The sequence below is a fragment of the Rhodospirillaceae bacterium genome (assembly GCA_002746255.1).
Taxonomy (GTDB): domain Bacteria; phylum Pseudomonadota; class Alphaproteobacteria.
The window spans coordinates 119,865-145,031 of record NVWO01000002.1; the positions used below are offsets into that span (position 1 = coordinate 119,865).

At 59.2% G+C, this 25,167-nt stretch carries 24 protein-coding genes; 10 read left to right on the plus strand and 14 right to left on the minus strand.

Features of this window, described 5'->3' with window-relative positions; genetic code table 11:
- Window positions 1-115 precede the first annotated feature (115 nt).
- Window positions 116-409, plus strand: coding sequence for a 50S ribosomal protein L28 (locus tag COA65_02520; GenBank protein PCJ61108.1), 294 nt, complete (start codon window positions 116-118; stop codon window positions 407-409).
- Window positions 410-490: 81 nt separating this feature from the next.
- On the opposite strand, the gene COA65_02525 is transcribed toward COA65_02520, so the two are convergent.
- From COA65_02525 to COA65_02535, 3 genes are read right to left on the minus strand one after another with little or no spacing between them, the layout of a single operon-like run.
- Window positions 491-2,425: a cobaltochelatase subunit CobT gene (locus COA65_02525; GenBank protein PCJ61109.1), complete on the minus strand. Its 1,935-nt coding sequence runs from the start codon at window positions 2,423-2,425 to the stop codon at window positions 491-493.
- A gap of 33 nt (window positions 2,426-2,458) precedes the next feature.
- Window positions 2,459-3,436, minus strand: a complete 978-nt coding sequence (gene cobS / locus COA65_02530; GenBank protein PCJ61110.1) for a cobaltochelatase subunit CobS — start codon at window positions 3,434-3,436, stop codon at window positions 2,459-2,461.
- A 39-nt stretch (window positions 3,437-3,475) separates the two neighbouring features.
- On the minus strand, window positions 3,476-4,039 hold the full coding sequence (locus COA65_02535) for a molecular chaperone DnaJ (protein ID PCJ61183.1): 564 nt from the start codon (window positions 4,037-4,039) through the stop codon (window positions 3,476-3,478).
- A gap of 186 nt (window positions 4,040-4,225) precedes the next feature.
- On the opposite strand from COA65_02535, the gene COA65_02540 reads away from it, so the two are divergent.
- Window positions 4,226-4,510 carry a BolA family transcriptional regulator gene (locus tag COA65_02540; GenBank protein ID PCJ61111.1) on the plus strand — a complete coding sequence of 95 codons (285 nt, stop codon included), beginning with the start codon at window positions 4,226-4,228 and terminating at the stop codon, window positions 4,508-4,510.
- A 189-nt stretch (window positions 4,511-4,699) separates the two neighbouring features.
- Entirely contained in the window at window positions 4,700-5,050 is a 351-nt protein-coding gene (locus tag COA65_02545) for a hypothetical protein (protein PCJ61112.1), read from the plus strand.
- On the opposite strand, the gene COA65_02550 is transcribed toward COA65_02545, so the two are convergent.
- The 4 genes from COA65_02550 to COA65_02565 are packed head-to-tail and all read right to left on the minus strand — an operon-like array spanning window position 5,013 to window position 8,601.
- Window positions 5,013-5,561 carry a hypothetical protein gene (locus COA65_02550; GenBank protein ID PCJ61113.1) on the minus strand — a complete coding sequence of 183 codons (549 nt, stop codon included), beginning with the start codon at window positions 5,559-5,561 and terminating at the stop codon, window positions 5,013-5,015. The two genes, COA65_02545 and COA65_02550, sit on opposite strands and share 38 nt — an antisense overlap.
- A gap of 53 nt (window positions 5,562-5,614) precedes the next feature.
- Complete coding sequence (locus COA65_02555) at window positions 5,615-6,901, minus strand: hypothetical protein (protein PCJ61114.1); 1,287 nt, start codon at window positions 6,899-6,901, stop codon at window positions 5,615-5,617.
- Complete coding sequence (locus COA65_02560; GenBank protein PCJ61115.1) at window positions 6,902-8,020, minus strand: 3-dehydroquinate synthase; 1,119 nt, start codon at window positions 8,018-8,020, stop codon at window positions 6,902-6,904.
- Window positions 8,017-8,601, minus strand: a complete 585-nt coding sequence (locus COA65_02565) for a shikimate kinase (protein PCJ61116.1) — start codon at window positions 8,599-8,601, stop codon at window positions 8,017-8,019. Before COA65_02565 ends, COA65_02560 begins: the two co-directional genes overlap by 4 nt.
- 355 nt (window positions 8,602-8,956) lie before the next feature.
- Here COA65_02565 and COA65_02570 point away from each other — a divergent pair, with 355 nt between their 5' ends.
- From COA65_02570 to COA65_02585, 4 genes are all read left to right on the plus strand, one after another.
- Entirely contained in the window at window positions 8,957-10,807 is a 1,851-nt protein-coding gene (locus tag COA65_02570) for a hypothetical protein (protein ID PCJ61117.1), read from the plus strand.
- Window positions 10,808-10,812: 5 nt separating this feature from the next.
- Complete coding sequence (locus COA65_02575; GenBank protein ID PCJ61118.1) at window positions 10,813-11,805, plus strand: recombinase XerD; 993 nt, start codon at window positions 10,813-10,815, stop codon at window positions 11,803-11,805.
- 70 nt (window positions 11,806-11,875) lie between these two features.
- The gene (locus COA65_02580) at window positions 11,876-12,853 is read left to right on the plus strand and encodes a CoA ester lyase (GenBank protein ID PCJ61119.1); all 978 of its coding nucleotides are present in this window, start codon (window positions 11,876-11,878) and stop codon (window positions 12,851-12,853) included.
- Between the two features lie 86 nt (window positions 12,854-12,939).
- The gene (locus COA65_02585; protein ID PCJ61120.1) at window positions 12,940-13,896 is read left to right on the plus strand and encodes an acetyl-CoA carboxylase carboxyl transferase subunit alpha; all 957 of its coding nucleotides are present in this window, start codon (window positions 12,940-12,942) and stop codon (window positions 13,894-13,896) included.
- Between the two features lie 74 nt (window positions 13,897-13,970).
- On the opposite strand, the gene COA65_02590 is transcribed toward COA65_02585, so the two are convergent.
- Window positions 13,971-16,730 (minus strand): preprotein translocase subunit SecA, encoded by a 2,760-nt coding sequence (locus COA65_02590; protein PCJ61121.1) that lies wholly within the window; start codon window positions 16,728-16,730, stop codon window positions 13,971-13,973.
- Window positions 16,731-16,981: 251 nt separating this feature from the next.
- Here COA65_02590 and COA65_02595 point away from each other — a divergent pair, with 251 nt between their 5' ends.
- The 3 genes from COA65_02595 (at window position 16,982) to COA65_02605 (ending at window position 19,249) form a co-directional block, all read left to right on the plus strand.
- Window positions 16,982-18,223: a bifunctional ornithine acetyltransferase/N-acetylglutamate synthase gene (locus COA65_02595; protein ID PCJ61122.1), complete on the plus strand. Its 1,242-nt coding sequence runs from the start codon at window positions 16,982-16,984 to the stop codon at window positions 18,221-18,223.
- Complete coding sequence (locus COA65_02600; protein ID PCJ61123.1) at window positions 18,186-18,626, plus strand: 8-oxo-dGTP diphosphatase MutT; 441 nt, start codon at window positions 18,186-18,188, stop codon at window positions 18,624-18,626. The genes COA65_02595 and COA65_02600 overlap by 38 nt, the downstream gene beginning before the upstream one ends.
- 194 nt (window positions 18,627-18,820) lie before the next feature.
- A complete protein-coding gene (locus tag COA65_02605; GenBank protein ID PCJ61124.1) occupies window positions 18,821-19,249 on the plus strand; it encodes a hypothetical protein in 429 nt (142 codons plus the stop codon).
- Between the two features lie 37 nt (window positions 19,250-19,286).
- On the opposite strand, the gene COA65_02610 is transcribed toward COA65_02605, so the two are convergent.
- From COA65_02610 to COA65_02635, 6 genes are all read right to left on the minus strand, one after another.
- On the minus strand, window positions 19,287-20,180 hold the full coding sequence (locus COA65_02610; GenBank protein ID PCJ61125.1) for a TIGR01459 family HAD-type hydrolase: 894 nt from the start codon (window positions 20,178-20,180) through the stop codon (window positions 19,287-19,289).
- A 74-nt stretch (window positions 20,181-20,254) separates the two neighbouring features.
- Window positions 20,255-21,451, minus strand: a complete 1,197-nt coding sequence (locus tag COA65_02615; GenBank protein ID PCJ61126.1) for a diguanylate phosphodiesterase — start codon at window positions 21,449-21,451, stop codon at window positions 20,255-20,257.
- A gap of 114 nt (window positions 21,452-21,565) precedes the next feature.
- Window positions 21,566-22,699 (minus strand): carnitine dehydratase, encoded by a 1,134-nt coding sequence (locus tag COA65_02620; protein PCJ61127.1) that lies wholly within the window; start codon window positions 22,697-22,699, stop codon window positions 21,566-21,568.
- Window positions 22,689-23,180: a hypothetical protein gene (locus COA65_02625; GenBank protein PCJ61128.1), complete on the minus strand. Its 492-nt coding sequence runs from the start codon at window positions 23,178-23,180 to the stop codon at window positions 22,689-22,691. Before COA65_02625 ends, COA65_02620 begins: the two co-directional genes overlap by 11 nt.
- Window positions 23,104-23,946 carry a short-chain dehydrogenase gene (locus tag COA65_02630; protein ID PCJ61184.1) on the minus strand — a complete coding sequence of 281 codons (843 nt, stop codon included), beginning with the start codon at window positions 23,944-23,946 and terminating at the stop codon, window positions 23,104-23,106. The genes COA65_02625 and COA65_02630 overlap by 77 nt, the downstream gene beginning before the upstream one ends.
- A gap of 54 nt (window positions 23,947-24,000) precedes the next feature.
- A complete protein-coding gene (locus COA65_02635) occupies window positions 24,001-25,152 on the minus strand; it encodes an acyl-CoA dehydrogenase (GenBank protein ID PCJ61129.1) in 1,152 nt (383 codons plus the stop codon).
- Window positions 25,153-25,167 lie beyond the last annotated feature (15 nt).

Here is a 25,167-nt window from a genome sequence, read left to right on the forward strand (position 1 = left end):
AAAGCGGTCTTCCGGCTTGACGAAAGGGGGGTGGCTGGCTTATAGAACGCGCCTCTGCTTGGGCTTGGACGGCCTTGGCTAGGACATAGCTGTTTCAGGATATTAAGGACAGATCATGACGCGACGTTGCGCCCTCACCGGCAAGGGGCCTGCCACTGGTAACAATGTGAGCAAGGCGAACAACCGCTCCCGGCGGCGGTTTCTGCCGAACATCCAGATGGCATCGATCATGAGCGATGTTCTGGGAAGGGCCATCCGGCTGAAAGTTTCGGCGCGCGCCATTCGTACGATCGAACATAGCGGCGGCCTTGACGCTTACCTTCTGAAAACGTCGGATTCAAAGCTGGATCCGAATGTTCGCCGCGTCAAAACCCTGATCAAGAAGGCGGTTGCCGCCATCGCAAGCTAGACGCGCGAATTCTTTTCCATTCCTTTTTGATTTATCTTTGAAAAACCGGCATCGGTGCCATGTCACCGATGGCACGCTGTCTTATCTGTGGGTAGCGATGCCGCCCCGCAAGCCGCCACGCCTGGCCCGCCGCATGGTTCGCCGCCGGGCCATGCTGGGGTCCGAGGGATCTTCGAAAAGTTCCGCCAGATTCGCAACCATCGCTCCGCCAAGCTGGTTGGCATCGAAAATGGTGACGGCGCGCTTGTAATAGCGGGTGACGTCATGGGCGATGCCGATGGCAAGCAGCTGCACGTCCGACCGGGTTTCGATCCAGGCAATGACCTCGCGCAAATGGTGTTCGAGGCAGTTGCTGGAATTATGGGTCAGGGTTGCGTCATCGACCGGCGCGCCGTCTGAAATAATCATCAAAATGCGCCGCTGTTCCGACCTGGCCATCAGGCGTTGATGCGCCCAAAGCAGTGCCTCGCCGTCGATGTTCTCTTTGAGAAGGCCTTCCTTCAGCATGATGCCGAAATTGTTTCGCGCCCGGCGCCAGGGTTCGTCGGCGGATTTATAGACGATGTGCAAAAGGTCGTTCAGACGCCCCGGCGTGGCAGGGCTGCCATCTTTCAGCCACTTCTCGCGCGATTGGCCGCCCTTCCAGGCGCGGGTGGTAAAGCCAAGGACTTCCGTTCGCACGCCGCATCGCTCCAGGGTGCGTGAAAGCACCTCTGCGCTCATGGCGGCGACGGCAATCGGTCGGCCACGCATGGAACCGGAATTGTCGATCAGAAGTGAAACCACCGTGTCGCGGAAATTTGTTTCGGTTTCCTGCTTGAAGGAAATTGGATAATTCGGGTTGGCGATGGCGCGTGCCAGTCGCGCCGCGTCCAGAATTCCCTCTTCCAGATCGAAGGTCCAGGAACGGGTTTGCTTTGCTTGCAGCAGGCGCTGCAGACGGTTGGCGAGCTGGGTGGTTGCGCCTTCTTTCAACAGGGAGAGTTTGTGGTCAAGCTGGGTGCGAAGCTGTTGGCGCTCCTCAGGCGTGCAAAGGGTGTCGGCGGTGACAATGGCGTCAAACTCTGCCGTGTAGGGGGTGTAGGGGGCTGTGTCTGCGCTGGCGTTCTCCGTTGGTGGACGCGGACGCCCAGGCTCGCCGGGATTTTTTTCAAAATCGCTGGCATGGGCCTCGGGGTCGAAATCCGTGTCGCAGGCTTCGCCCGCCTCGTCGCCCGTCCCCGTTGTGCTGCCTTCGCCGTCTTCGCCGTCTTCGTCCTGGGCCTGAAGAAGCGATTCCTGGTCTTCCTCTTCCGTATCGCTTTCGTCGGGGCTCGCCTCTGTGCCGGAACTCGCCTCGGTGTCTTCCCCGGGCTCTTCTTCATCGATTTCGCTTTCTTCGATAAGGTCCAGATCGGAAAGAAAGCGCCGTGCCTTTTTTGCAAAGGCCACCTGATTGAAGAGCGTATTTGAAAGCGCCAGCAAATCCGCACCCGCCTTTGATTCGATCGTCGAACGCCAGAAATTCACCATTTTTTGACCCGGCTTTGGGGTGGGCGCGCCGGTGAAATGCTCCCGCGCCAGGCAGCGGACGGCCTCGGCAAGGGGGGCTTGTTCGCGTTTTTCAAGGGTCGGGTAGCCGTGGCTTACACAATGGTCTTCAAGGGCGATGGCTAGGTTTTGGGAGATGCCCTTCATCTGGTTGGCGCCCAGGGCCTCGATGCGGGCCTGTTCGAGGGCCTCGAAGACGGTGCGCGCCTCGCCGCCTGTGGGCGCGAAGCGCCGATGGGTTTTCTCATTGTGGTAGCGCAGACGAAGCGCCATGGCATCTGCCTGCCCCCGGATCTTCATGACTTCCCAATCGTGCAGGTTCGGGGATGGCTGGGCAATGCGCGCGGTCGCACCCTCCATCGCCGTGCTGCCCGACGTGAACTGGACGGTGACCGTGTCCTTTTTGGAAATGGCCCGCATGGCCGCGCCAAGCGCGCGGCGGAAGGTTTCAACAAGATTGGAATCGTTGCCCATATCGTCAGGCATGGGGGCGCGATTTCAGGTTGGGACGTCCGGTCATCATTGCAACTCGTCGCCGAAACAGCGCTGGTAATATTCGGCAACATTCATGCGTTCAAGGTCATCGCATTTGTTGACAAAAGTCACCTTGAAAGCAAAGGCGATGTCGTTGAATATTTTGGCGTTCTCGGCCCAGGTGATGACGGTTCTAGGTGACATGACCGTCGAAATGTCGCCATTGACGAAGCCGGCCCGGGACAAATTCGCGACGGCAACCATGGCCTTGACCGTCTTGCGGCCTTCTTCGTTGTCGTAGGACGGGGCCTTTGCCAGCACGATATCTTCTTCGGCCTCCGGCGGCAGGTAGTTCAGCGCCGCGACGATGTTCCAACGGTCCATCTGTCCCTGGTTGATCTGCTGGGTGCCGTGATAAAGGCCGGTTGTGTCGCCAAGGCCGATTGTGTTTGTTGTCGAAAACAGCCGGAAGGCCGGGTGGGGGTGGATGACCTTGCTTTGGTCAAGCAGCGTCATTTTGCCATCGACTTCAAGAACCCGCTGGATGACGAACATCACGTCGGGGCGCCCGGCATCATATTCGTCGAAGACCAGCGCGATTGGATTCTGCAAGGCCCAGGGCAGCATGCCTTCGCGAAATTCCGTTACCTGTTTCCCGTCGCGGATGACAATGGCATCCTTGCCGACCAGGTCGATGCGGCTGACATGGCTGTCGAGGTTAATGCGTACGCAGGGCCAGTTCAGGCGCGCTGCTACCTGTTCGATATGCGTCGATTTGCCGGTTCCGTGATAGCCCTGGATCATGACGCGGCGGTTAAAAGCAAAGCCGGCGAGGATGGCAAGGGTCGTATCGTGGTCAAAGCGATAGCTTTCTTCTATTTCCGGGACATGTTCCTCCGGCGTGCTGAAGGCAGGCACTTCCCAATCCGTGTCGAGTCCGAATATTTGCCGCACCGAGATTTTGATGTCGGGCACACGGGAGGAATGATTGAGCGTTGCGTTGGGCATATCCGGTGAGGTCATCGCGCCAAGGTCTCCTTTGTTCGGTCAAAGATGCCCATTTTATGAACCATGAGCACTGACAAGCATCTGGTAGGCAAGGTTGATTTCCTTTAGCCGGTCTTCGCCGGCTTTGTCGCCGCCATGGATGTCCGGGTGGTGGCGTTTTGCCAGCGTCTTGTATCGCTCTTTCAGCTTTTCCAGCGTCGTTGGCGGTGTCAGTTCCAGAACGCGAAAGGCTTTTTCTTCTTCCGTCTCCGGGCTGGCCGGCCCCGGTCGTGCCATGGTCTCTTCCTTAAAAAAATAGAAGGCGTCATGTACTTTGTTGCGCATCTTGTCCGGATTATGGAAACGCCGGGCGTGGTTCTCGCCAAAGGGCCAGGACGGTCGTTGCCAGACGGTGTCGTGACGGGTGATCGCTTCGACCTCGGATTCCGTCAGGCCGGCGTAAAAATTCCAGGCGCGGTTGTATTCGCGCACATGGGCAAGGCAAAACCAGTAATAGTGCCGAAGGTTCTCGCGGGAGCGTGGCGCGCGATAGCACCCCTCGGCCAGGCAGTCGGCCCGGTCACAGGTGCGCTGGCCCGTCCCTTCCGATGTCCGTGTCGTCGCGGATTTACGCGGCATTGAAAGTCGAAAATCTTTGCGTCTGCGCATCAGGAAAATATGGAGATTTTCCTCTCCAGTGGCAAGCACCTACAGGTTTTGCAAGTTCGTTATGGGTCTTCGGTGCCGGGTTCGTGACGGCGTCTTGACGGCGCTCGCGTGCGCGCCTATGCGTGGGGTGACGTCACGGAATTCAGGGGATTTGCCATGTTGCCTTCGCGCCGGGAACGGATGTCTGCCAAGCTTGAAGAGGCCTTTCAGCCGTTACGGCTGGAAATTGTTGATGAATCTGCCTCCCATGCCGGCCATGCCGGCAGTCGGCCCGAGGGCGAGACGCATTTCAGGGTTGAAATTGTCTCGGCGGCTTTTATCGGCAAATCCCGCCTCGACCGGCAACGCCTGATCAACCGGGTTCTTGCCGGGGAGTTTGCCGCCGCTCTGCATGCGCTCCGCCTAAAGGCTCTGGCGCCTGAGGAGGATCAGGCCGGCTGAAGCCTTTATGTGGCCTCAAAATTTGTCCTTGTCGCGTGGGTGTACAATACCTATAAATTGAGTATTAACACCTTATTAAACAATTTTAGGTTGTTATGACTGCGATAGCAGGGTTTATTACTTGTGCCATTCTGGCTCTAAAAAACAACCTTTACTTGTATACGTGGAAGACGCGCAGGGAGTTGGTAAATGGCAAGCACATTGGTCAATCGCAACGTAACGGTCGCCGGCCATCGGACGAGCATGCGGCTTGAGCCGAGCATGTGGGACGCACTTGGAGAAATCTGTCGCCGCGAGGGCAGAACAATTCATGACGTGTGCAGCGATGTGGATTTTCAGCGCCACGAATCGGCTCTGACGGCGGCCCTTCGTGCCTTTATCGTTCTTTATTTCCGCGTGGCGGCGACGGAAGATGGCCATGCGAAGGCTGGCCATGGCCTATCGGAAACCGTGCGGTCGCTTTCCGATTCCGGTTTGCAGGAGTGGCGAAGAAATCTTCGCTTCACGAACCGCTATAGAAATCGGGCCAATGCGCTTTGACGACATCGCTGTCGGAAGCAAAGGCACGGCAGCTGTTCAGCAAACCCGGTTTTCCTGTGGCCGGTTTGTCGAGTTTTTCACGATGGCGGATCGGATAGATCGTCTGAAAGGCAACCGTCGCCGCTTCGTTAAGAAGGGCGGTCAAATGCGTGCATCCCTTCACGTCGCCGACGTGCTTTCGAATTTCCCGCCGCCAGCCGGATGCGATGCAAAGGCCTTTCAGTCCCTCGTAAGACGCTGCCGCTCCGGGGCAGATCGCAAAAGGTGTGCTGTCTGAAACCGCCGTGATGGTCTGGATGACGAAGTTGTCATCCACGGTCATCCGCAGGGACATGTCGTGGATGGGTTCCCCTGCCGGAATTTCGCCACGGTATTGATTGGGAAACGCATAGCTTTTTCTGTCCGTAAGGTGCCCTTCGATTTCCCAAAGACCGTCTTCACGTTCAAAGCCGTGGATTTCGATTTTCCGGGTATGTATTCGCTTTCTTGGGGAGGGGAGGGGAAGCGGCATGAAGATGGCCCGCCTTTCTTTAAAAACAGGTTGCGATATAAAAAGCGAGGCGCTTATTTTTTTGTTGTGGACGAGGTGCCGGGTGGCACGATGCGCACGGACGTGATCTGGTTGCGATAGCGTCTCAAAATTTCAAAGCGAAATCCGTGAAACTCAAAAGTCTGGCCAACACTTGGAATCTGGCGCGCCTCGTGAAGCAGCAGGCCGGCGAGGGTGGCGGCCGGCTCGTCGGGCAATTCCCAGTCGAATTCGCGATTTAGATCGCGGAGTGTCGTCGTGCCCCGGACGGTGATTGATCCGTCGGGTTGGGGGCGGATGCCGGGAATGGTTGCGTCATGTTCATCGGATATTTCGCCCACGATTTCTTCAAGGATGTCTTCCAGGGTCACGATTCCCATAAGGGCGCCATATTCGTCGATGACAAGCGCCATATGTTCATGGCGTTGACGAAAGGCTTGCAATTGCGCAAGCAAGGTCGTCGATTCCGGTATAAACCAGGGCTTTGCGGCAACCGCAACGATATCAAGGTCGCCAAGATTTCCTTTGCGTTCATGGACGGCGCGCAACATCGCCTTGGTGTGCAGGATGCCGACAATGTTGTCTGTTGAATCGCGCCACAACGGAATGCGTGTGTGGTTGCTGGAAAGCACCTGGGAAAGAAGAAGGCTTGGTTCATCGTCCGCGTTCACCGTGAAGACGTTTTTCCGGTGGATCAGAATTTCGTCTACGGCGACGCTTGCCAGATCAAGAATGCTGCGCAGCATTGCGCGTTCCTGGCGCAGGCTTGCACCTTTTCCGCCGCGAAGTTCAATGGCGCCCAGCAATTCTTCCGTTGTGGCGGTAAGGCTTAGATCGGCAGAAATGCGAACGCCGAAGATGCGAAGCGTGCCCGTCACGACCCATTGTACGGCGTGGACGATGGGCGAGAAGGCGCGAACAATCCAGCGCAAGGCCGGCGCGGCCCAAAGGGCGGTTCGTGTGGCGTTATGAATGGCGTAGGTCTTGGGAAGCACTTCGGCAAAAATCAGCACCAGGGTTGTCATGATAATGGTGGCATAGACGACACCGGTATCGCCGAACCAGCCGATCAGCAGGCTTGTCGCTAACGCGGAGGCCAGAATGTTCACCAGATTGTTGCCAAGCAGGATCGTGCCAATCAGCCGTTCTTTGCGTTCGCGCAGCCGATTGACGATTTTGGCGCGGGGATTGCCGGTGCGCTCTAATTGATAGAGGCGTAGCCGCGAGGCGGCGGTGATGGCGGTCTCGGCCCCGGAAAAGAAGGCGGAAAGGATAAGAAGAATTAAAATCGCGCCGAGCAAGAGAAGGGCGATGTCCGTCATCTAAGCCTCTTCCAGAAAGTTCTGGATTTCCTCGGCGGCAAGGTCTTCGTGCAGAAACGCTTTGCCAATTCCTCGGGTCAGGATGAAACGAAGCCGGCCCCCGCGAACTTTCTTGTCCTGGCGCATGAGGTCTACCAGAACCTTAGGGTCCCATTTGCCGGCACCGGCTTCGCCGGGTGTCGTCGGCAGGCCGATGGCGGCCAGGTGGCGATGGACGCGCTTGGCATCTTCGGCTGGGCAAAGCCCAAGGCGCACGCAAAACGCAAAGGCCAGGCACATGCCGAGCGAAACCGCCTCGCCATGTTGCAAATCGGGGCCAAAGGCGTTTGCCGCCTCAAAGGCGTGGCCAAATGTGTGGCCAAGGTTGAGAAGGGCGCGGTTGCCCGCCTCGCGCTCGTCCGCCGTCACGATCTTAGCCTTTGCCTTGCAGGCTGTGACGATGGCGTGGGTCAGGGCTTCGGGCGTTCGTTCAAGAATCGCGGGTCCGTTTTTTTCCAGCCAGCGAAAGAAAGCGGCGTCCTTGATAAGGCCGTATTTGACGACTTCCGCGTAACCGGAAAGAAATTCTCTGGGTGGCAGCGTCGCAAGGGTTGCGGTGTCCGAAAGCACCAGGCGCGGCTGATAAAAACTTCCCAGAAGATTTTTCCCCTGGGCGGTGTTGATGCCGGTTTTGCCGCCGATGGCGCTGTCCACCTGGGCAAGAAGCGTGGTTGGCACTTGCACGAAGGGAATGCCGCGCAGCGTGATGCTGGCGGCAAAGCCAGTCAGGTCGCCGATGACCCCGCCGCCAAGGGCGATCAGCACCGAATCCCGCTCCACCCGGGCGTCAAGCAGACGCGCGGTTAGGGATTGAAGCTGCGAAAGTGACTTCGTCTGCTCGCCCGGCGGCAGGACGATGGACGTTGCGGTAAGGTTTGCGGCGGCCAAGCCTGCCTCAAAGGGCTTTAGGTGAAGGGCGGCGACCGTTTCATCGGTGACGATAAAGACAGGGGCCTCGCGGGTCAGCGGCCGCAAATATTTCCCGGCTGTTGTCAGCAGGTTCGGTCCAATAAGAATATCGTAGCTTCGTTCGCCAAGTTCGACTCGGACGCTGGCGGGTTCATTTTCCGGGTGGTTCATGTGGGCGTCTTTTTCGATTGCAATATGGTTTTTTGATAATCGGCAAGGGCCGCAGCCACTCGGTCGACGGTGATTTCGATGGGTTCCTCCTGAACCTCGATTGTGAGATCCGCCTGCCCATAAATGGGGTAACGCTCCGTCATCAGCTTCGCAAGGATGTCGTGCGGCTCGCCCTTTTTCAACAGGGGCCGATCCGTGCGTCGGCTGACTCGTGCGGCCAGAAGGTCCAGTGTCGCTTTTAGCCAGATAGAAATGCCCTGTGTCCGGATTGTGGCCCGGGTTTCCGGGTCAAGGAAGGCGCCGCCGCCCGTTGCCAGCACATGGGGGGGGTCGGAAAGTAGCCGCGCAATCACCCGGCGCTCACCTTCGCGGAAAAAGGCCTCGCCATGGGTCGTAAAAATCTCCTCAATCGTCGCGTTTGCCGCTTTTTCGATCTCCGCATCGGCGTCGAGGAAGGGCAGCCCAAGGCGTGCTGCCAGCCGCCGGCCCACGGACGACTTCCCGACGCCCATCATGCCGATGAGGACGATTGTCTGGCCGCTGGCCGTCCTATCTCTGGCTTGAGAAGTTTCCTTTGTCATTTTTCTAGGAAATCCAGGCTGTCGCGGCGGGGGTAGCGTTGAAATAAGGGCTGCGATGTCGCAATATCGCTATCTGTGAAGCCTATCACATGGGGAAAACCTGTCGCCAGTGGAAGCCGCCCTTCTTTTCTGGTGGTGCTTGGGGGCATTTCGACCCGGAGATAAGAAACCGGAGAAAGAAAAGACGTGGGTACATCGTCGTTTATGAATCGAATATCACGGGGCATTTTGCTGTTGATCCTGCTGGCGGTCCTTGGCGGGTTCATGGCCTTTGCGAATTGGGACATTCCGCCGCCTGCCGTTGCGGTCGAGAAAGTGCTGCCAGATGCGCGCTTTCCAAACTAGACGGGACGGCATGCTTGTCCGCTCCGGAAGTGTTCTTGGCCTGATCCTGGGTTTTTTTGTGGCTTCGGGTGCCGTGATGGGCGCCGAACCGATCTCGCTTGGGCTGCCGGCCTCGCTGGCCGTTCCGCAATCGTCGGATAAAAAGGGGGACGTTTCGCAGGGGACCTCCGAACCCGCAACCCAAGCGGTGGTTGAATCGCTGATCGAACCGGCGGCGAGCGAAGCAACGGTTGTGCCGGTCGTCAAACCGGTCGCTGAAACGCGCGATCCGACGGCGGTGGATATCGCGCCGCTGGAGACGGTAAACCCAAATTCCATTGGTCTTCTCGACGCGGATGCGGGCGGTTTCGGGGTCGATATGTGGCAGGGGACGGATGGTGGCCTGGTCGCGCAATTGCTGCCCAGACTTCCCGCCGCGCCGCGTTCGCCGACCCTGCGCGCGTTGCAGCGCCGCTTGTTGCTTTCGACGGCGACGGCGCCTGGCAATGGCGTGTTGCAGGCAAATCTTTTGCCCCTTCGGATCGATCGCCTGGCAGCGATGGGTGAGACGAAGGCGGTCATCGAACTTGCGCGGATTGTTCCGACGCACGCGATGGATGAATCGATCGCCCTTTCCCGGATTGAAAGCCGTTTTCTTTCCGGTGATATCGAGCTCGCGTGCAAGGACGTTCGCAGCCACATCCGTGATTACCAGGGGGCCCATTGGCAGCGGATGCAGATTTTCTGCGAGGCGCTGGCGGGAGAAGCCGAAGCGGCGCGGCTTGGGCTTTTGCTTTTGCGCGAGATGCCGGGAAAGAGCAAGCCGGCCTTCTTTCAATTGATTGATGCGGTGCTCGGCAGGGACGACGTGCAAATTTTCAATTTGCCGGACCCAACGGGGTTTGAGTTCGCCATGATCAAGGCGACAAAACAGCAATTGCCGCCGGATGCCGGCGTGACGACGCATCCCGCTATTCTTCGCGCGATTGCGAGATATGAAAAGGCGCCTTTGGCGTTGCGTCTTGACGCGGGCGAGCGCGCCGAAGCGATGGGAACCTTCGCCGCAGATGAATTGGCCGGGTTGTATCGGTTGGTCCATTTGCGTTCGGAAGCGTTCCGCGACATCGACAACACCGAGACGGACGGTGTGCTGGGCCGGGCCCTTCTCGTGCGTGCGGCAAAGATGCGAACGGACCCGGAAGGTCAGGCGCGGCTTCTCCATCGTCTCTGGAAAGAAGCGGCGGCGGTGGATGCGGCGGGAACCTACGGCACGGTCGTGCGGGTGACGTTGCCGATGCTGCTGGAAATTACCCCAAGCCTTTCCCTTGCCTGGTTTGCGGACGAAGCCGGCAGGGCACTTTTGCTGGGTGGCCATACGCAAGAGGCGTCGGCCTGGCTTGCCCTTGTTCAGGGCGAAGCGTTCAACGAGGCGGCGGCTGCGCGTGCGCGCGATGCGCTTTGGCCCTTTGTCAAGCTGGCCGATGCTGATGGCGCACTTGCCTGGGACGCGGCGCGTCTCGACGCCTGGTGGAAGATCGCCGGCCCGGTGGCAGGAAATGCGAAGGCGGCGCGCCTGTTTGGCCTGCTTGCGGCGATGGGGAACCCGGTGGGCGGTGCCGGATGGGCGCGGGTCTTACCCGATGCGCCACGCACGACGATGGTCGTTCCGTCGGTGGCAATCTGGAACGCGCTTGGCGAAGCTTCAACCCAGGGACGTATGGGCGAAACCGTCCTGCTGGTACTTTTGAGCATGGGCGAGGACGGGCCCGGTCAGGTGGCACCAATGACGCTGGATGGCGTTCTTGCAGCCTTGCGCGGTGTCGGGCTTGGCGTTGAAGCCCGCCGCCTCGCTGTTGAGGCGGCCATGACCCAGGGGTTCTGACGGCGATGGCGGCAAGGCGGTGCCAACAGGGGCCGCCAGGGGGGCGTTGGGTCGAGCTTTTTCTTGAAATGTTGTTGGCCGAGCGCGGCGTTGCGCGCAATACGCTTGATGCCTATGCGCGGGATTTGAAGGATTTTGCGCGTTTTCTTGGCAAGGAGGATGGCCTTGCTACCGCGACCAGCGACAAGCTGCGCGCCTATTTTCATGCCCTGGAAAAATCCGGATTTTCGCCACGGACGGCGGCGCGGCGTCTTTCGGCGTTGCGGCAGTTTTACCAATTTCTTTTTGCCGAAGGTTTGCGCGCCGACGATCCAAGTTCGGTCCTCGACAGTCCGAAACAGGGAAGGCGGCTTCCAAAATATCTGACGGAAGAAGACGTCGAGGCTCTGCTTAAAGCGGCGCGTCGCCAGCAGGGGCCACGGGGCCTTCGTGTTCAGGCGCTGCTGGAAATTCTTTATGCGACCGGGCTTCGGGTCTCGGAACTTGTTTCGCTTCCCCTGGCGGCGATGACCCGCGACGCGCGCTTTCTCATCGTTTGTGGCAAGGGGGGCAAGGAACGGATGGTGCCTTTGGGGGCACCTGCGGTCAAAGCCCTTGCCGCCTATCAGGCGGTGCGCAAGGTTTTTTTGGGCGGCGGCGGCGCGCCATGGCTCTTTCCCTCCCGCGCCGGCACCGGCCATTTGACGCGCCAGCGCTTTCTCCAGCTTCTAAAGGCGCTGGCAGCAGACGCCGGCCTCGACCCGGCGAAGGTTTCCCCCCATGTGTTGCGCCACGCCTTTGCCAGCCATTTATTGGCCCATGGTGCGGACCTTCGCAGCGTTCAGCAGATGCTGGGGCATGCAGATATTGCGACGACGCAAATCTATACCCATGTGCTTCAGGCGCGTCTGAAGCACCTTGTGGACACGCGCCACCCCCTGGCGGCCTCTTCCGGCAAGGCCCGCCCAGGCGAAAATCGACGCGATGGAGTTGACATTTCCGGCAAGGAACGGAATTAATCCGCTCATCGCCTGTGTGGGCGGGTGCTATGAAGCCATCCCAGCCGCTATTTAATCGAACGAGGACGTCATGAGCTTTACAATTGTTGAAGAAGCAACCCCCCGTCTCAATCGCAGCGAGCTTGCCGTGCCCGGCAGCTCGCCGAAATTTTTTGAGAAAGCGGCAAAAGGAAGCGCCGACGTTATTTTTCTGGATCTGGAGGATTCGGTCGCACCCGATGACAAGGCCCAGGCACGGGAAAACATCATTCAGGCGCTCAACGATATTGATTGGAGCGGCAAGACCGTTTCCGTTCGCATCAACGGCCTCGACACGTATTACATGTACCGTGACGTTGTCGAAATCGTCGAACGCGCGGGCGACAAGCTGGACCTTATCATGATCCCGAAAGTCGGCAACGCGGCAGACGTTTACGCCGTGGACATGCTGGTGACGCAGATCGCCCAGGCGAAGGGTTTCACGAACAGGATCGGCTTCGAGCTGATCATTGAAACCGCAATGGGGATGATGAACATCGACGCGATTGCGGCGGCCAGTTCGCGAAACGAATCCCTGCATTTCGGCGTGGCCGATTACGCGGCTTCAACAAAGGCGAAGACGACGAACATCGGCGGCCCCAACCCGAATTACGTCGTGTTGACGGATGCGGATGATGGCGGGAACCGTGACGTGCATTGGGGCGACATGTGGCATTACGCGACCTCGCGCATGGTGGTGGCGGCGCGTGCGAACGGGTTGCGCCCGGTCGATGGGCCGTTTGGCGACTTTTCGGACTCGGACGGGTACCGTGCCCAGGCCAGCCGCGCTTCCGTTCTTGGTTGCGAGGGCAAATGGGCCATTCATCCCTCACAGATTCCCTTGGCAAACGACGTCTTCAGCCCTTCCGAGGCCGAGGTCGTAAAGGCGAAGCGCATTCTTGAGGCGATGGCAGCGGCCCAGAAAGAAGGTCAGGGTGCCGTGGCACTGGATGGCAAATTGATCGACATCGCCTCTATCAAACAGGCTCAGGTTCTCGTGAAAAAGGCAGAGCAGGTCGCGACGGACTGACGCGCAGGTGGGTGACTTTTTCTGCGTTTTTGCGAAGCGATGCGACCGGTTTCTGCGGTTGTCGCGGCACATGCTAGGATAAGCGAATGCAACATTTTCTCGATTTCGAGAAGCCGGTCGCCGAACTTGAAGGGGCCATTGAAGTGCTTCGTCATCGCACGGGCGACGATGGCGTCAACCCTTCTGAAGAGATCGCGAAACTTCAGTCCAAAGCCGAACGGCTTTTGCAGCAGGTCTATGCGAAGCTGACGCCGTGGCAAAAGGTGCAGGTTGCGCGACACCCGCAACGGCCGCATTTTTCCGATTATTTGGCCGAGATGATCGAGGAATGGACGCCCCTTGCCGGGGACCGGATATTTGGTGAGGACACGGCGATTATCGGGGGCCTTGGACGGTTTCGTGGGCGCGCCGTCGTCGTGATGGGCCACGAGAAAGGGTCGGACACGGATTCCCGTGTGCAGCATAATTTCGGCATGGCGCGGCCCGAAGGGTATCGGAAAGCGCAGCGCCTTTTCCAGATAGCGGATCGTTTCAAACTTCCGGTGCTTAGCCTTGTTGATACGCCGGGCGCGTATCCGGGCGTGGACGCGGAAGAGCGCGGCCAGGCCGAGGCCATCGCGCGCAGCATCGAAGCGGGGCTTAATCTGCACGTGCCTTTTATCAGCGTCGTGATCGGCGAGGGGGGGTCCGGTGGTGCCATTGCGATCGCCACCGCTGATACGATCTTGATGTTGGAACATTCCATTTATTCGGTCATTTCCCCGGAAGGCTGTGCCTCGATTCTCTGGCGCAACGGGGAAGAGGCAAAAACGGCATCGGAAGCCCTGCGTCTCACCGCCCAGGATCTTCTTGGGTTTGGCCTGATCGACAAGATCGTGCGCGAGCCCGTTGGTGGCGCGCACCGTCAGCAACGTCAGGTTATCCATGCGGTGGGCAATACCATTGAGAAGGAATTGGAAGCCCTGGTTGCAATCGAAGGCGGCGTTCTTCGTGCGCGCCGTCGCGAAAAATTTCTGGCGATGGGGACAAAAGGCTTCGATTGACCGCTTGCCGGTACCCGTCCGCAGGTCGCCTGCCACTAGGTTTTTTTTATTGGCTTTGAATCAGGGGCTTTAAATCAGGTGTTGCGCCCGTGGCAGTGCTTGTATTTGCGTCCCGATCCGCATGGGCAGGTGGCGTTCCGCGCCACCCGTCCCCAGGTCGCTGCATCGTTCGGATCGATGACGGCTGCCGCCTCGCGTCGACGGATGGGGCCGCCGGTCTGTACGTCTGGAGGGCCGCCTGGGGCGGCGTCGGCTTGCGCCCCCTGGCCGAAGGCCGGGTGGCCGAGCGCCGGATCCGTCCGGCTTTCCTGCATGGCTTGTGGCTTGCGTTCGATCTCCGCTTCCTTGGGGGAGGTGACCTGCACTTCCAGATGGCTCAGGATGGCGGTGACCGTTTCGCGCAGGCGGCTAAGCAGCGACTCGAAGAGATTGAACGCTTCGCGCTTGTACTCGCTTAGGGGGTCGCGCTGACCATAGGCGCGCAGGCTGATGCCTTGGCGCAAGTGATCCAGGGTCAGCAAATGGTCTTTCCACGCCTGGTCAAGCAGTTGCAGAAGGACGCTTTTCTCGGCGGTCTGAAAAATATCTGGCCCATAGGTTGCCAGCTTCTCCGCCATTTTTCGGTCGGCAGCTTCCGTCAGGCGCGTGCGGATTTCTTCATCGGCAATCCCTTCCTCCTTCGCCCACTCGGCGATCGGAAGGTCAAGGGCAAGCAGCCGCCGGCATTCCTCGTGTAGCCCTTTTATGTCCCATTTTTCCGCATAGGATTTTTCCGGGATCATGCGCTGGACCAGGTCTTCGATGACGTCCTGGCGCATGTCCGTGATCGTTTCGGAAACGTTGTCCGTCACCATCAGGTCGCGGCGCTGTTCGTAAATCACCGTGCGCTGATCGTTCATCACATCGTCGAAGCGAAGCAGATTTTTTCGAATGTCGTAGTTTCGGGTTTCGACTTTCTGCTGCGCCTTTTCGATGGCCTTGTTGATCCATGGGTGAATGATCGCTTCGCCTTCGGGAAGTCCGAATTTCTTCAGCATGCTGTCCATGCGCTCGGACCCAAAAATCCGCATCAGATCGTCTTCGAGGGAAAGGAAGAATTTCGAAGCCCCCGGATCGCCCTGACGCCCGGTTCGCCCGCGAAGCTGATTGTCGATGCGACGGCTTTCGTGACGTTCCGTGCCGACAACGTAAAGCCCACCTGCCGCGATTGCCGTTTCTTTGTTTTCGGCGTGCTGTTTTTCGATCGCTTCTCTCTTTTTGGCCTTTGCCGCATCGTCTTCAATGCCGGCGAGGCTCTCTTCAAGCCACATGTCGAGATTGCCGCCAAGCTGAATATCCGTGCCCCGACCGGCCATGTTTGTGGCGATTGTCACGGCACCCGCCCGACCGGCCTGGGCGATGATCTGGGCCTCTTCTTCGTGATAGCGCGCGTTGAGCACCCGGTGCGTGATTTTCTTTTTCTTCAGCAACGCGGCGAGTGTTTCGGATTTTTCGATGCTGACGGTGCCGACAAGAACCGGTTGTTTGCGTTTCCGGCAGTCCTCGATCAGCGCGATAATTTCTGAAAATTTTTCCGTTTCCAGCCGGAAAATTTCATCGTCGTGATCGATGCGCGCGCAAGGAACGTTCGTTGTAACCTCGACGACGAGAAGCTTGTAGATGTCGCCAAACTCGGCGGCTTCGGTCATCGCCGTGCCTGTCATGCCGGAAAGCTTCGGATAAAGGCGGAAGTAATTCTGAAAGGTAATCGACGCAAGGGTCTGATTCTCATTCTGAATTTTGGCGTTTTCCTTTGCCTCCAGGGCCTGATGCAGGCCTTCGGCGTAACGCCGTCCTTCCATCATGCGTCCGGTAAACTCGTCGATGATGACGACGTGATCGTCTTTGACGATGTAGTCCGTGTCCCGGGTAAACAGCGTATGCGCGCGAAGTGCCTGATTGATGTGGTGGACAAGGGCGACGTTGCGGATGTCGTAGAGAGAGGCGCCCTCTTCAATCAGGTCGGCTTCGCGAAGCCAGCCTTCAATCTTTTCGACCCCCGCATCCGTGAAGGATACGACGCGCGCTTTCTCGTCCTTTTCGTAATCCTCTTCGCCAAGCTTCGGAATCAGCTTGTCGGCGGTGACGTAAAGATCGGAGTTGTCTTCGGTGGGGCCGGAAATAATCAGCGGCGTGCGCGCTTCATCGACAAGGATGCTGTCGACTTCGTCCACGATGGCAAAGTTAAAGGCACGCTGGACCATGTCCTCCAGCCGGTATTTCATGTTGTCGCGCAGGTAATCGAAGCCGAACTCGTTGTTCGTGCCATAGGTCACGTCGGCGCCATAGGCTTCCTGGCGCTCCGCATCGTCTAACCCGTGGACGATGCATCCCACCGTAAGGCCGAGGAAGCGATAGATGGTGCCCATCCATTCCGCGTCGCGCCGGGCGAGGTAGTCGTTGACGGTGACGACATGGGTGCCTTTGCCCGATAGCGCGTTGAGGTAAACCGGCAGGGTGGCGACAAGGGTTTTCCCTTCGCCCGTCTTCATTTCGGCAATCATGCCCCGGTGGAGAATGATGCCGCCCATGAGCTGGACGTCGAAATGGCGCTGGCCAAGGGCGCGCTTGGCGGCTTCCCGTACGGTAGCAAAGGCCTCGACAAGAAGGTCGTCCAGGGTTTCCCCTGCCGTGATCCGGTCGCGGAAGGCCTGGGTGCGGGCGCGCAAGGCATCATCGGAAAGCTCGACAAGGGCGGCTTCTTCCCCATTGATGGCCTGGACAAGCGGGTCAAGCTTGCGAAGAAAGCGGTCATTTGCCGAACCAAGGAATCGTCGGGTCAGAACACCGAGCATAGGAATTCTCTCAAATGGGATTGGGGGACGGGCATTGCTGGTTTTCCCTACGAGAGATAGGGCGCATGGTGGGGGCTGTCAACGGCGGCGCGCCGGGAAAGTTCTTTGGAAACCCGGTCCGCCGGGTCGCATTGTGCCCTTGTTCTTGGGTTCGCGATCTGTAGGATGGCCTCGATGTCGGGCCAGGTTCCGGCAAAACCAACCCTTCTGCTTTTGCATATAAGCCTGATGCATATGAGCCCGATAGCGACATGGCCCGAAAGTTAAAGCCCTCGCCCCTGGCTCCCAGGGGCTTTCCAAGACTTTCTCCCGTTCCCGGCGTGTGCCTGGGGGCGGCGGCCAGCGGTATCCGCTATCGCGGTCGTGACGATCTAATGCTTGTCGCCCTGGTGCCGGGGACGACGCTGGCTGGTGTCTTTACGTTGTCGACGACGGCGTCGGCCCCCGTCGAATGGTGCCGCAAACAGCTTTCAGGGCGCCGCGCCCGGGGGCTTGTCGTCAATTCCGGCAATGCGAATGCGTTCACCGGGGCGGTTGGTGTCAAGGCGGTGGCGCGGACGGCAAAGGCGGCGGCGCGCGCGCTTGGCTGTTCGGCCTCGGAAATCTTCATCGCATCGACCGGCGTCATTGGTGAAATGCTGACGGTTGAACGCATCGAAGCGGCGCTGCCGGATCTGGCAACGCAGTTAAAGCCTTCCGGCTGGAAGGCGGCGGCCAACGCCATTCTGACGACGGATACGTTTCCCAAGGGGGCCGGTGCCAAGACGCAGATTGGCGGCGTACCGGTGACGATTAACGGGATTGCGAAAGGGTCCGGCATGATCGCGCCAAACATGGCGACGATGTTGGGGTTCCTTTTTACAGACGCAAAAATTCCTGCCGGCGTTTTGCAGAAATTGCTGTCCGAGCTGAACGCGCGTTCGTTTAATTCGATCACGGTCGATAGCGATACCTCGACAAGTGACAGCGTTTTTCTGTGCGCCACCGGGGCCGGCAAGACGCACAAGCCGGTGCGCACGGCAAAGGACCCACATTTGCAGGCCTTTAAAGAGGCCCTTGGTGCGGTGATGATCGACCTCGCGCAGCAAATCGTTCGAGACGGCGAAGGGGCTACCAAATTCATAACCGTTGCCATTTCCGGCGCGGCATCTGAAAAGGCGGCGCGCCGCGTTGGTCTTGCGATTGCAAACTCGCCCCTCGTGAAGACGGCGATTGCCGGGGAAGATGCGAATTGGGGGCGGATCGTCATGGCGGTTGGCAAATCGGGCGAACGGGTTCGCCAGAACAAGCTCGACATTCGTATCGGCGGGGTGCGAATTACGGAACGGGGTGCGCGCGACCCCGCCTATAGAGAACCGCGCGTTGCCCGGCACATGAAGGGGCGCAACGTTGCCATCGCAGTTGACCTTGGCATTGGCCAGGGCTCGGCGACGGTCTGGACCTGCGATCTCACCCATGGCTACATCGATATCAACGCCGATTATCGTTCCTAACGCGCGACCGCTGCTTCTCGTTGTGGCAGCGGCGCTGGTGGACGCGCGCGCGCGCGTGCTGATCGCCCAGCGTCCCGAGGGAAAAGCCTTCGCCGGTCAATGGGAGTTTCCGGGCGGCAAGCTTCACGCCGGGGAGGCGCCCGAAGCGGCGCTTGTCCGCGAGCTTCAGGAAGAACTCGGCATCGGGGTTGCGGTCCACGATCTTGCCCCCTTTGCCTTCGCGTCCCATGCCTATGATGATTTTCACCTTTTGATGCCGCTTTACCTGTGCCGCCATTGGCAGGGGCAGGTGGTCCCTATGGAAGGGCAGGCGGTGCAATGGGTCTTGCCCCGGGATCTTGGGGGTTTTCCGATGCTTCCGGCAGACGTGCCACTGGTGACGCGGTTGCAAGAGACGCTTTAACGTCGCCGGGTCCACGCTTGGCGTCTTTTGGTCACGGCGTTGTGACGCCGGGGCTTCGATAAGGCTTGCCCACCCTTTCCTTTTGCTGCCATCCTTGCCCGGAATTTTTGCCGTCTGGCCACAATCGGTCATGATGTGGTGGCGGCTTGCCTTTTGGTGGGGCTTTAAAATTTAAACAACTGGAGGAACGCACGATGGCACCTGTTGAATTTATCTGCCTGTTGCAACTTGCGGTCGTCGCCATTGTGATGGCGTTGATCCCTGCCGTTGGAAAGATTCAGACTTGGGGGATCATCCGTTTTGTCGGGCATCCGACTCCAGAGGATGCGGCCCTTCCGGCCTGGGTGCTGCGTGCCGAGCGCGCGCATCTCAATTTAATGGAGAACATGATCCCCTTCGCCGTCATTGTCGCCGGAACGATGTTTGGCGTTTCCGATGAAATTACGCAGCTTGGCGCGGAAGTCTTCGTCGTGGCGCGGCTTGTCCAGGCCATTGTCCACATCTTCGGCATTTCCTGGGTTCGCACGATCGCCTTTTTCGTCGGCATTGGGGCCGAGGTGGCGATGCTTGTGCAAATCGGCGTGCCGGAAGTGCCGCTATTGTTGGCTCGGTTCCTGGGTTAGATCCGCCGGCGCGGGTGCGTCGCCTTTCGCCCTGTCCCTACCAGGCAAGACTTGGGATGACGGCAACCGGGTGGCGGTCTTTGCGCTTGAGAAGGGTGTGAAGCGCGCGCGCTTCGGGCAAGGTTTCGTGGGGGGGTTCCAGGGCAAGCTCGGCGGCGTGAAGGCCGCTGGTGACCAGCACGGCGTCGATATGCGCGCGTTCGGCGCCGCGAATGTCGGTGTCGAGGGAATCTCCGATGACCAGCGCGCGCTGGGGATCCGCGATGCCGAGAAGCCCAAGCGCGTGTTTGAAAATTGCCGGGTCGGGTTTGCCGTGGGTGCGAACCTTGCCGCCAAGCGTTTCATAACGCTGGGCGAGTGCGCCGGCGCAAATCACCCGGGTTTTCCCGCGCAAGGCTTCGCGGTCGGCGTTTGCGCAGATCATCGGCACGCCTCTGGCCGCGCCGCGGGCCAGCAGGTCTTCGTAATCGGCGACCGTTTCCTCGTCGCGGTCGATGCCGGTGTTGAGGATAAAATCCGCCGCCTCCGGTGTCGTCACCTCGGTCAGGTCCAGCCCTTCCAGCATGTTGCGGTCGCGTTCCGGCCCAAGATGCAGGCAGGCCGAACCCAGGGCGGCATACCAGGGGTCGCGGCGCGTAAACAGCGCCTGCCACGTCTCTTCGCCGGACGAATGGATGCCGCCATAAAGATCCGGCGGGATCCCCATGTCTGTCAGGGCGGCGGCAACCACCGCCTGGCGGCGGGGGGCGTTTGAGAGAAAAAGCGTTTTTTTACCTGTCACGCGCAGACGTTCCAGAACGTCGAGGACCCCTGGAAAGGGGGCGAAGCCATCGTGAACAACGCCCCAAAGGTCAAAAATAAAACCGTCATAGGCGGGGACAAGTTCCCCGATACCGGAAAGAAGACGAACGGGTGCGCGCGTTGTGGGCATCGGGACGGGCCTCGCTGAAAGCGGCGGGTGCGGCCCGTTTTGCCATGGGTGGCCGGAAAAGAAAAGAAGATGCGTTAGCGGCGGAGCTTCGGTTCGCCGAAAAGATAGCCCTGGCCGTAATCGATGCGATCTTCCAACAGGTCAACGAGGGTTGCTTCATCCTCGATTTTTTCGACGATCAGATCGATGCCGTTGCGGAAGAAGGCATCCCGAATGGCTTTGATTGCATGGGGGTGGCCTTTTTCCCGCTTTTCCGAAAGCAGGGTTTTGATGCCGATCTTGACGAATTTAAATCGCCGCGCGTGCAGCTCGTCCAGATCGAAATTCAGCGAGGTCACCTTGTCGATGGAGAAACGGAAGCCAAGGCGTGCCAGGCGTTGCAGTTCGCTTGCAATCTCGGGCCGGTGCAGGGGCAGATCGGCCTGGGAAAATTCGAAAATAAGATGCGGTGCCAGTTCGGAATTTAACTCCATGAAGTCGATAAATTCGCGGAAAAAGGTCTGATCGGCAAGGGTGTGCTTGGAAATGTTGATGAAGAAACCTGTGCGCGCCTGATTGCGCTGGGCGCGAACGATCTGGACACAGCGGAACAAGAGCAGATTGTCGATGGGCGTGATCAGCCCTTCCTTTTCGGCGACGTCCAGGTAGCGGTCGGGGGTGATGAAAGAACCGTCATCGGCCCGGATGCGAGAAAAAGCCTCGTAGAATTTTACCTGACGCGTCGGCAGGCCGACGATGGGCTGCAGGAAGAGATCAATCCGGTCACGGCGTAGCGCGTCCTGCACCAGATCGAGCATGGCTTCGGGTCGCATGTTCGACGCGGCGGCGGCCATGCTGGCCTGTGCGGGTGCGGCGGTTGCTTTCTTGGGCTTCGGTTCGGCTTTGCCCTTTGGCACCTTTGAGAGCTGTTCGACAAGCTTTTGCAGGACGCGGACTTCGGCGACGATGTCCCCCATCTTTTGCGGGGACCTGCCCTGGCCGTCTGCGACAAGGGCCTGGATACGCCGGGCATCTTTCTGTACCCGGGTCACTTTTTTCTCCAATGCATCGCTCCGCTTCTCGATGGCGGTGAATTGGCGGGTCATCGTTGCGTCGCGCTCAAAGCGGGCGAAAATTTCATGGAGAAGGGCGGACGCACCCAGGACCAGCGCGGCGATGATCCGCGCATCGCTATTGGCAAGGTTTGAAAACCCAAGGGGAAGGGTCACGGCCAAGGCTGCCGCGAATGTCGTGTAGATCAGCGCGATAAGAAGATGTCGAAGCACAGTCATTCGTAAAAGCTTGGAAAGCTCCGCTAGGTTTTGCGTTCACTCTCTTATGGAAGGTCTTTAAATGAGGTTAATAAAGGGTTGCGGTCGCCTTCAGGATGCCGCCCCGGTGTCGGTTTATGGGCCGTCCCGCAAATCCCATTTTTCCAACGCTGTCTTGGCATCCGTTTCCCGCCATTCCCGGCGTGTCGCTGGGGCGGCGTCATTGGCTCGGGCGGGGAACAGAATTTCCGTGAAGGCTTCGCCGTCCTGTTGCGCGCGTTGCAGGAACCCGCGGCTGTGCAAATGGGGATGCGTGACCAGCCCGGTGGTGCTGACAATCGCCTGAAAGCAGCAATCGACGTCGCCAAGGGTTTTCAGCCATTCGGCCAGTGTGGCGGTGGCGAATTTTTCCCGCAAGGCTGCGATCAGGTCCGTTTGAGGGATTGCTTCGCCCTGGCGGTGAATCCAGTCCGGCTGGCCGACGGCTTCGCAGAAATTCTTCCAGAATTTTTCTTCGATGCAGCCAAGGGTGACAAACGCGCCGTCTTTTGTCTCATAGATTTGGTAATAGGCGGCACCGCCGTTCAATTCATGGCCGGTCCGGGAAATGTCCGCGCCATCGGCTTCCGCCACTGCCAGCGACAGGCGCTGCCAGGGCAGGACGGATTCGGCGATGCTGATGTCCAGAAAAACGCCGCGTCCGGAATTTGTACGCTCAAGCAGGGCCGCCAGCATGGCCATGGCGGCGTGAAGCGCGGCGGCGTGATCGGCGACAGGGGGGAAGGAAAACCCCGGCCTTTCCGCGCTGCCTGACGTGGCCAGCCCGCCTGCCAACGCCATGTAATTCAAATCGTGGCCGGGCGTGGATGCAAGGGGCCCGTCCTGGCCATAGCCGGTCAGCGCGCAATGGATGAGGCGGGGATTGAGGGCGTTGATGCGTTCGCGTGGAAAACCAAGACGGGTCAGCACGTCGGGACGAAAAGATTCAAGCAGCACGTCGGCCTGTTTTAACAGGCGCTCGAAACTTGCCTTGCCAGCCGCACTTTTCAAATCAAGGCGAAGGGTCGTCTTGTTACGGTTGCAGGCCTTGTAAATGCGCGAGATGCCATCGGGTCCAAGGGGCGGCATCCCACGCATCGGATCGCCAAGGGGTGGCTCAATTTTCAGAACATCGGCACCAAAATCGGCGAGCGTTAGTGTGGCAAGCGGTCCTGGAAGGTATTGGGACAGGTCAAGGACACGGGTTCCGGCAAGGGCGTTAAACAGCATGGCTCTTGCGATAAAGCCGGAAGACGCCGTTGGCGGTGGCCATCAGCTTCCCGCCCTCGGGGCCTTTGTACAAATTGACCGAGGCGTGGCCGATGGTCTTGCCTGCAAAATCGATGCGGCTGACGGCGGTAATCAGGCCTTCGGAGATGGTATCGAGGTAACGAACCGACAATTCGATCGTGACGGTGCGTTCGACGTCCTCAATCAGGTCAAAGAAGGCGTTTCCCGCCGCCGCATCAAGCAGGGTGGCGACGGCACCGCCATGAATTCTATTGCGCGAGCCCAAATGCTGTTCCCCGACCATCAATTCAAGGACAACACCGTTTTCGTGCCGACCGACATGTTCATAGCCGACAAGGGCCTGAAAAGGGCTGCGGGATTTGGCGTCCTTGGTTTCCATGGGTTCAGTCTTCAAGCTTGTAATAATCGGGCTTGCCGGCGGGCCAACATTCCCCCCACAGGCGTTGGCCGGCATCCACATGGACTACATCGCCGGTGATGAACTTGCCGCTTTCGGCAGCCAGGAAAACAACCGCCTGGGCAACGTCGTGCATGTCGCCGGGGTGTTTCTGGACATTGGCATGGCTGAAGCTTGCGACGCCTTCTTTCGGATATTGGCGAAAGCCCGGGGTCGAGATGGTGCCCGGCGCAACGCAATTGACGCGAATGCCATAAGGCGCCCATTCGACGGCCATGGACTTTGCCAAATTTTCGACGGCGGCTCGTGCCGCGCCGGTGTGGGCAATGCCCGGCATGCCACGGTCGTGGACGGCGATGATGTTGATAATATTTCCCTGCTGTTTTTTGTCGCGCCAGCGCCGCGCCGCGCGTTGCATCATGTACCAGGTGCCGTTCAGATTCGTATCGACGACCGCCTTCCAGCCCTTGTCTGAAAATTCGATCGCTTCTTGGGGGAACTGGCCACCGGCGTTGTTGACCAGAACGTCGAGGCGGCCAAAGCGTTCCCAAATTCCATCCATCAGGTTTTCGACCTGGTCCGGGTCGCGAATGGACATCAATTGCATGTGCACCTTGGCGCCAAGGGATTCGAAAAATCTGGCGGCGGAGGTAACGCGTTCCTCGTCGCGCCCGCAAATGGCCAGCGTCGCCCCAAGGCGGGCAAAAAGCGCCGCAATGCTGCGCCCAAGGCCGCTTCCGGCGCCGGAAACCAGCACCACCTTGTCCTTGAAAAGGTCGTTCCGGTACACGGTCGGCGCGTTGCGCAGGTCCTCGTCGGACTGGCCGATGCGCCAGACATTTGGATCCGATGGTTCTTTCGGCACGGTTGCGTTCCTTCGTTCTTAATTCGTTGCCATTCGCTTTGCGACTTCTTCCAGCATGACTTCCGTCGCGCCGCCGCCGATTGACAGGATGCGAACGTCGCGGAACATGCGTTCGATCGGCGTTTCGCGAAGATAGCCGGCGCCACCGTGAAATTGCTGGCAGGCGTACAGCACTTCATTTGCAAGCTCGCCGCAAAAGGCTTTCACCATCGAGACTTCTTTGATGCAGTCGCGCCCCTGGGCGTCCAGCCATGCGGCGTGGTAGACAAGCTGGCGTCCGGCTTCGACTTTGCCGGCCAGTTCGGCAAGTTTCTGGCGGATGGCTTGTAAGTCGAACAGCACGCCGCCAAAGGCCTTGCGCGTGGTGACGTAATCGAGGGTCAGTTCCAGCGCCTTGTCGCAGGCACCGATGGACATGCCGCCAAGGACGATGCGTTCGTTCTGAAAATTTTTCATGATGGCGTAGAAGCCTTTGTTTTCCTCGCCGAGAAGGTTTTCGACCGGCACGCGGCAGTCTTCGAAGATCAGTTCGGCAGTGTCGGAGCACAGCCAGCCCTGTTTCTTCAGGGCGCGTCCGGCGCGAAAGCCCGGCGTTCCCTTTTCGACGATAAACATTGAAATGCCGCGCGACCCTTTCGCGCTTGGGTCCGTTCGCGCGGCCACAAAGAAAAGGTCGGCGTGGATCCCGTTGGTGATGAACATCTTCGTTCCGTTCAGGACGTAATCGTTGCCTTCGCGCACGGCGCGCATGCGCAGGCCGGCGACATCGGACCCGGCGTCCGGTTCCGTCACGGCGATGGCCGTAATCCATTCGCCCGTCGTAATTTTCGGCATGTATTTCGCCATCTGCGCCGCATTGCCGGCGTTGGCCAGATGGGGCGAGCCCATGTCTGTGTGCACCAGAACGGTGGCCGTAAAGCCGCCGAAGGTGCAGCGGCCAAGTTCTTCGGCAAGAACGGTGGTGGCAAGGGTGTCGAGGTCGGCACCGCCATGTTTTTCGGGGTAAGTGAGGCCGAAAAAGCCAAGGGCGCCCATCTTGTGGAGTGTCTCGCGGGGGACCATGCCGTCTTCTTCCCACTGCTCGCCAAAGGGTTCGACTTCTTCCACCAGGAAGCGGCGAATTTGCTCGCGGAAAAGGTCGAGTTCTTCGGTGGCGTAGATGGATTCCATGGCCGGGCCTGCTCT